Source organism: Vibrio sp. 10N.261.52.A1 (genome assembly GCF_002876325.1).
Lineage (GTDB): Bacteria > Pseudomonadota > Gammaproteobacteria > Enterobacterales > Vibrionaceae > Vibrio > Vibrio chagasii.
The window spans coordinates 1-7,240 of the sequence record NZ_MCYD01000615.1 but is presented as its reverse complement, the minus strand read 5'-3'; the positions used below and the strand labels follow the sequence as shown (position 1 = coordinate 7,240).

Genomic DNA, 7,240 nt, shown 5'->3' with positions numbered 1-7,240 from the left:
AAACCGTTTTGACCATGCAATCAGCAACTTAGAAAACATCAACGAAAACGTTAATGCTTCTAAGAGCCGTATCAAAGATACCGACTACGCGAAAGAAACAACGGCAATGACGAAGTCTCAAATCCTACAACAGGCGAGTACTTCTATCCTAGCTCAAGCAAAACAATCACCATCAGCAGCTCTAAGCTTATTGGGCTAAACTTACCTCGGTAAGTAGCGGTAAACTCCGCTTTATGTGGAGTTTTACTGTTGGCTCATGAAGGAGGGAGGGAGAGTGTTATGGAAATACCATCTAACGCATCGAACATCCAGCCTTATGGCTCACCTAATGGCATTAAAATTGCAAGCGATGAAGGTAGTAGTGCGTCGAGTATTTCACGCCTGAAAGAAGCAACCTCTTATGGCAAGGTAGAGAAATCGAAAGAAGAAGCTACCGAAGCTGCGATTCAATTAGCTCAAGAGAGAAAAGAGTTGAATGATGAAGAGCGAGTCAAAATGGTGGAGAAGGTAAACGAGTTTATCTCCTCTCTCAATAAGGGGGTTGCCTTTAAGGTCGATGAAGAATCGGGAAGGGATGTGGTGACTATTTATGAAACCACAACCGGCGATATTATTCGTCAGATACCTGATGAAGAAATGCTTGAAATTCTAAGACGCCTAGCAGCCCAAAACTCGAATAGTAGAATATTTGAGGTGAAGGTCTAAGTCGTATTATTGAGGTGGTTTAATGAGTTTTGGCCCAATGGGGATTTCGTCTGGCATGGATATCAATTCCATGGTCAGCAAAATTGTGGATTCGGAGCGTGTACCTAAACAGCAACGAATCGACAATGAAAGAGCGCGAATCGATACCAGCATTAGTGCCTATGGAAGACTCAGAGAATCTCTCGATTCGATGAAAAACCTGATGACAAACTTTCGTCAGGAAAAAGCTTTCGCTGTACGTACAGTAGAAAGTACTGATGAAGCGCTTGTTTCTGCAACCGCGACTACTGAAGCGATCGCTGGCAAATATGCCATCGATGTGTTGCAGCTTGCCCAGAGTCATAAAGTAGCGTCAGATGTTCTATCTGATGACATGAAATTTGGCCCAGGTAAGCTGCAGGTTTCGCTTGGTGATGATAGCTTTGATGTGCAAGTTGGCGATAGATCAAAGCTAATCGATGTTGTTCGCAGCATAAACGGTGCAGATAGGAACCCAGGCGTTCGTGCATCCATTATTAATGATACCGAAGGCCCTCGACTTATTGTCGCCTCCAACAAATCTGGCGCAGACCAACAGATCAGCATCAATGTAGAATCTGATGCGTCAAATCCTCTAAAAAAACTCGAATATAAAACCCTTGAAGAACGTGTTGAAGCGCTAGAGAAAGCTCGCCTTGCCGCTCAAGACGTACTTGGCCTCACGCCTGCTGGAAAAGCCGTTGATCTTATCGATGAAGCTATCTCCGATGATGACCCGAAAGTTGATCAAGCTGTCGACGAAGACGGCAATATCATTCCAGGTTCTCAAGCGGGCTCAACATCTCCTGCAGAAGATGGCTCTCAAAGCCTTAGCTACGGTGAACAAGCCGCTGCAGATGGTCAAGCTGCCTTAGACGCCGCTCAAGCGGCAAAATCTGTCATGCCTGAAGACAATATCCCAGGTTGGACGGAAACCGCTTCTGGCACGTTGTTAGATTCTTATTACACACCAGAGCTTGAGCTTGACGAAAAAGCGATCGAGAAGGCGCCTGATGTTCCAGGTTGGTCAAACACGGCCTCTGGCACTTTGACTGATTCATACGTGACACCGAAAGAAGCCCAGCAAAAGTTAGAAGCAGAGCAAGCACGTATCGAAGAGAAGATCGCGCAAGAAAAAGCGGATCTGGCCAGGAAAGTAGAAAGCGGCGAATTGACCGCAGAGCAAGCGAAAAATATCGAGCGTGCCAAATTAGAGCCTGAAGAGCGAGAGCGCTTAGAGAAAGTCGACAAGGCGCAAGCTGACTTGGCGCTTGCTCAACAATCTTTTGATAGTTACAGCGGCATGACCGAAGTCCAAGCTGGTCAAGATTCAATGGTGGTACTGGATGGTGTCGCTCAGCTCTCTAGTAATAACAATGTGATTGAAGATGCCGTTGAAGGCATTGATATTACGGTGAAAGGAAAGACGCCAAAAGATAAGCCGCCAGCAGAAATTGGAGTTGAGTACGACCGTAATAGTGTTCGTCAAGACATCGAAGCCTTTGTGAATTCTTACAACCAGTTTTACCAAGTGTCTAAAAACTTGGCGGGTGTCGATCCTGCGACTGGACAAAAAGGCCCACTTTCTGGTGACAGCACGGTCCGTAACGCCGACTCACGATTGAAAGGGGTATTCTCGTCAAGTATTGAAGGGGCGCCAGAGAACCTTAAGTCTTTGACAGAGTTTGGTATCACAACCACTAGGCAAGGCTCGTTAGAGATTAACTACGACATGCTCGACCGACAGCTAAACAATAACTTTGATAAGCTGGGCGAGTTTTTTGGCGGCAACAATGGGTTTGCTAAAAAAGTCGAAGATGCGATTCAGGGCATCACTGGTATTACTGGTTCAATTCGTACTCGAGAAAAGAGTCTGGTCGAGCAAAACTACCGTTTAGCAGACGACCAAAACGCCTTAGACCGCCGTATGGACAGTCTTGAAAGTCGTACTCACTCTAAGTTCACCGCCATGCAAGATGCAACCAGTAAGATGCAGTCTCAGCTTGGTAGCATGATGAATGCGTTGGGTTAATAGATGACCAGTCAGCTTCAAGAGCTTTGTGAACTAGATCAATTAATTATCTCTAAGCTCGAATTTAGTGAAATTAATGCTGAAGAAATAGCGACGCTTGTCGATAACAGAGAACAGTTATTGCAAAACGTGCTTCAATTCATCGATTCACACCCTGACGTTAAGCAAAGTTCGGAGTGGTTTGAAGCCATTTCGAGAACAAGAAAATTAGTCGAATTGATGCAGTCTGAAACTGGCCGGGTAGGGAAAACCCTGCACAAGTACCGACATGGTGCCAAGTCAGTTCAACAATACAAAAAGTTTTTATAGAAGAGGTTTACTATGCGCGGTTCTTTACAGGCATATAAAAAGGTATCAGTGGATAGTCAGCTAACGGCTGCCTCACCGCATAAGATTGTGCAAATGCTAATGGCTGGCGCTATCGAGCGTTTGATCCAAGGTAAAGCGGCAATGCAAGCGGGCAATATACCGGTGAAAGGTGAGCGACTAGGTAAGGCTCTAGACATCATTATTAGCCTTCGTAGCTGCCTTTCTATGGACGATGGTGGCGATATTGCGAAAAACCTAGATCAACTTTATGAGTTCATGATCACGCAAATTTCTGCGGCAAATCACAAAAATGACCCACAGCCTATTGATGATGTTATCGATATTATCCGCGAAATTAAGAGCGCTTGGGACCAAATTCCGAATGAATATCACAACTTGACGTCTGCTGAAGTCGGTATTTAAAGAAAAATTGCAGTTTTAACTAACCTTAGATCCGCTAATTGGTTGGTTGCCTTATTTTTTTAATCAAATAAAATAGAAGCCATTAGATAGCCTAATGGCTTTTTTTCGTTGCTGATTTCATAAATTTGTCCTCGTAAACCATAATCATAGATAGAATTCTTAATTTTATGGAATACGTTGCTCACCGTTTTTCCGCATCGCACCAAAATAAAGGCAATAATTCCTACTTATGCAAGGTTTGGCAAAACTGCTTGTGGTCGACGATAACGCTCAAGATCGTCACAATTTAAGCACAATATTAGAGTTTGTAGGAGAGAGCTGCGAAGTAATCAGCTCTGAACAAGCGCGCAAAGTCGACTGGTCACTACAGTGGGCTGGTTGCATTATTGGCTCAATAAAAGGTAAAGGCTTCAACGCATTACTGAATGATAAGCTTGTTCACGCGAATCACATCCCTCTGCTTGTGATTGGCAAAAACAACCACCCGGTTGACGAGCTCACCAATTTTGTTGGTGAACTCGAGCTGCCTCTTAACTATCCCCAATTAAGTGATGCATTAAGACACTGTAAAGATTTCTTAGGACGCAAAGGGGTTCAAGTTGTCTCTTCAGCCCGTAAGAACACACTGTTTCGCAGTCTAGTGGGTCAAAGTGCTGGCATTCAAGAAGTGCGTCACTTGATTGAACAAGTTTCCTCTACCGAAGCCAACGTACTGATTCTTGGTGAATCTGGTACCGGTAAAGAGGTGGTTGCTCGTAACATTCATTACCATTCAAAACGTCGCACTGGTCCTTTTGTTCCAGTGAACTGTGGTGCAATCCCACCAGATTTGCTGGAGAGTGAACTTTTCGGTCATGAGAAGGGCGCATTCACAGGTGCAATTACGGCACGTAAAGGACGTTTTGAGTTAGCTGAAGGCGGCACGCTATTTCTTGATGAAATTGGCGATATGCCAATGGCGATGCAGGTTAAGTTGCTACGCGTACTACAAGAGCGATGCTTTGAACGTGTAGGTGGCAATTGCACTATCCAGGCGAATGTTCGAGTAATTGCGGCTACACACCGTAACCTTGAAGACATGATCGACGATGATTCATTCCGTGAAGATCTTTATTACCGCTTGAATGTATTCCCGATTGAAATGCCGGCATTACAAGAGCGTAAAGAAGATATCCCTCTTCTACTTCAAGAGCTTATGACGAGAATGGAAGCGGAAGGCAGTATGCCTATCTGCTTTACGCCTCGCGCGATTAACTCTCTTATGGAACATGACTGGCCAGGTAACGTACGTGAACTGGCGAACTTAGTGGAGCGTATGGTTATTCTCTATCCGAATAGCCTAGTGGACGTAAACCACCTGCCAACTAAGTATCGATACAGTGATATCCCTGAATTCCAACCAGAGTTTAATAGCTTTGTGTCTGAGGAAGAGCAAGAGCGTGACGCGTTAGCCGACCTATTCTCGGAAGATTTCAGCTTCGATCAGCAAGATGATATGACTGACAACGCGAATGCACCTCAGGAATTACCACCAGAAGGGGTTAACCTGAAAGAGCTGCTCGCTGATATGGAAGTGAATATGATCAATCAAGCCTTGGAAGCTCAAGGCGGTATTGTTGCTCGAGCGGCAGACATGTTAGGCATGCGCAGAACCACTCTGGTTGAGAAAATGCGTAAATACAATCTGCAGCGTTAGTGTTCTGCTTTTCGAGAAACGGAAAAACAAACACTAAATTTTTAGCTAATCGTTCACTTTAGCTAAGCGATAAGATAAACCATAGTCGAGTTGTTGCTTGCTTAACTATGTGATAAATATAGCAAATAGCCTGACTCGTTTTGTGCGTGTCAGGCTGTTTTAGTATTTGAGGCAAATTTTTGACATGCACGTATCTAACGAACCAGAAAATCAATCACACCTAGATTCTGTTGAACAACAGGTTGAGCGCTACAAGCAAGTGCTCGATGTTATGCCTGCTGGTGTCATCTTGTTAGATACCCATGGTGAAGTAAGAGAAGCAAACCCAGAAGCGCACCGCATTCTTGGCGTCGAGTTGGTTGGAGAGAAGTGGTTTTCTGTTATCCAGAGTGCTTTTGATCCCAAAGACGATGATGGTCATGAGATCTCATTAAAGAATGGTCGAAAGGTACGTTTGGCGATTTCTGCTTCGACTACGGGTCAGCTGATTTTGATTACCGATCTGACCGAGACGCGTTTGCTGCAATCACGAGTTAGTGATCTCCAGCGTCTGTCGTCCTTAGGTAGAATGGTGGCGTCACTTGCTCATCAGGTTCGTACACCGCTCTCTAGTGCAATGTTGTATGCGTCAAACCTTGCCGCACCGAATCTACCACCGGCAACGAAGACACGTTTTCAATCTAAGCTTATGGATAGACTTCATGACTTAGAGAAGCAAGTTAATGACATGCTGCTGTTTGCTAAGGGCGGCGATAATAAGGTGGTGAAACCTTTTACTGTGGCTGAATTGATCACAGAATTTCAGCCAATGGTCGAAGCAGCGTTGAAATCGAACCAAATTGATTACTGCCAAGAAGTGGAAGGCGAACAGACTCAAATGTTCGGTAATGCCAACGCGATTGCCTCTGCTTTAAGCAATCTAGTTTTGAACGCGGTTCAAATTGCCGGCAAAGAATCACAGATAGATGTATTTTTTAGGCCGGTAAACGGCGAGCTTAAGATATCAGTACAAGACAGTGGTCCCGGTGTACCGAAAGAGCTTCAAGGTAAAATCATGGAACCATTCTTTACCACTCGCTCGCAAGGGACAGGCTTAGGCTTGGCGGTTGTACAAATGGTATGTCGAGCACATGAAGGTCGACTGGAATTGATATCAGAAGAAGGTGATGGCGCATGCTTTACCATGTGCTTGCCACTAGAAAGAAGCGCTTCTACTGAAGGCTAATAAGTTTTAACTGAATTTACACTGGAGAATCCTATGGCTCAAAGCAAAGTGTTAATCGTCGAAGATGATGAAGGTCTACGCGAGGCCCTTGTCGATACACTCGCGCTTGCTGGCTATGAATGGCTAGAAGCAGATTGCGCAGAAGATGCTCTGGTCAAACTAAAATCGAACTCCGTTGATATCGTTGTCTCTGACGTTCAGATGGCAGGCATGGGCGGCTTAGCGCTGTTAAGAAACATCAAGCAGCACTGGCCAAATCTCCCTGTATTGTTGATGACAGCTTATGCCAACATCGAAGACGCCGTCGCTGCAATGAAAGAGGGCGCTATCGACTATATGGCAAAGCCATTTGCGCCGGAAGTACTGCTAAACATGGTGAGCCGTTATGCTCCCGTAAAGTCGGACGACAATGGTGATGCCATCGTTGCTGATGAAAAAAGCATTAAGTTAATGATGCTGGCCGATAAAGTGGCAAAAACGGACGCTAATGTCATGGTTTTGGGCCCAAGCGGCTCTGGTAAAGAGGTGATGTCGCGTTACATCCATAACGCCTCAAACCGTAAAGATGGTCCGTTCGTCGCGATTAACTGTGCGGCAATTCCTGACAATATGTTGGAAGCGACTCTATTTGGATATGAGAAAGGTGCATTTACTGGCGCTATTCAGGCGTGTCCAGGCAAGTTTGAACAAGCTCAAGGCGGTACAATTTTACTCGATGAGATCAGTGAAATGGATCTTGGCCTGCAAGCTAAGTTGTTGCGTGTGCTGCAAGAGCGTGAAGTTGAGCGTTTAGGTAGCCGTAAGAGCATTAAACTTGATGTTCGTGTACTCG

8 protein-coding genes are annotated in these 7,240 nt (G+C 45.1%); all 8 read left to right on the top strand.

Annotation, left to right across the window (positions count from 1 at the left end; all coding sequences use genetic code 11):
- On the top strand, positions 1-199 hold a 199-nt coding region (locus BCT81_RS10910), incomplete at its 5' end, for a flagellin (RefSeq protein WP_277869808.1).
- An 80-nt stretch (positions 200-279) separates the two neighbouring features.
- Positions 280-705: a flagellar protein FlaG gene (gene flaG, locus BCT81_RS10905; protein ID WP_008218257.1), complete on the top strand. Its 426-nt coding sequence runs from the start codon at positions 280-282 to the stop codon at positions 703-705.
- 22 nt (positions 706-727) lie between these two features.
- Positions 728-2,755, top strand: coding sequence for a flagellar filament capping protein FliD (gene fliD / locus BCT81_RS10900; RefSeq protein WP_102424229.1), 2,028 nt, complete (start codon positions 728-730; stop codon positions 2,753-2,755).
- A 3-nt stretch (positions 2,756-2,758) separates the two neighbouring features.
- Entirely contained in the window at positions 2,759-3,064 is a 306-nt protein-coding gene (locus BCT81_RS10895) for a flagellar protein FliT (RefSeq protein ID WP_004739828.1), read from the top strand.
- A 12-nt stretch (positions 3,065-3,076) separates the two neighbouring features.
- On the top strand, positions 3,077-3,487 hold the full coding sequence (fliS, locus tag BCT81_RS10890; protein ID WP_008218262.1) for a flagellar export chaperone FliS: 411 nt from the start codon (positions 3,077-3,079) through the stop codon (positions 3,485-3,487).
- A 229-nt stretch (positions 3,488-3,716) separates the two neighbouring features.
- Positions 3,717-5,183 (top strand): sigma-54 dependent transcriptional regulator, encoded by a 1,467-nt coding sequence (locus tag BCT81_RS10885; protein WP_008218264.1) that lies wholly within the window; start codon positions 3,717-3,719, stop codon positions 5,181-5,183.
- Between the two features lie 184 nt (positions 5,184-5,367).
- Positions 5,368-6,408, top strand: a complete 1,041-nt coding sequence (locus BCT81_RS10880) for an ATP-binding protein (RefSeq protein WP_061033700.1) — start codon at positions 5,368-5,370, stop codon at positions 6,406-6,408.
- A 33-nt stretch (positions 6,409-6,441) separates the two neighbouring features.
- On the top strand, positions 6,442-7,240 hold a 799-nt coding region (locus BCT81_RS10875; protein WP_133152603.1), incomplete at its 3' end, for a sigma-54 dependent transcriptional regulator.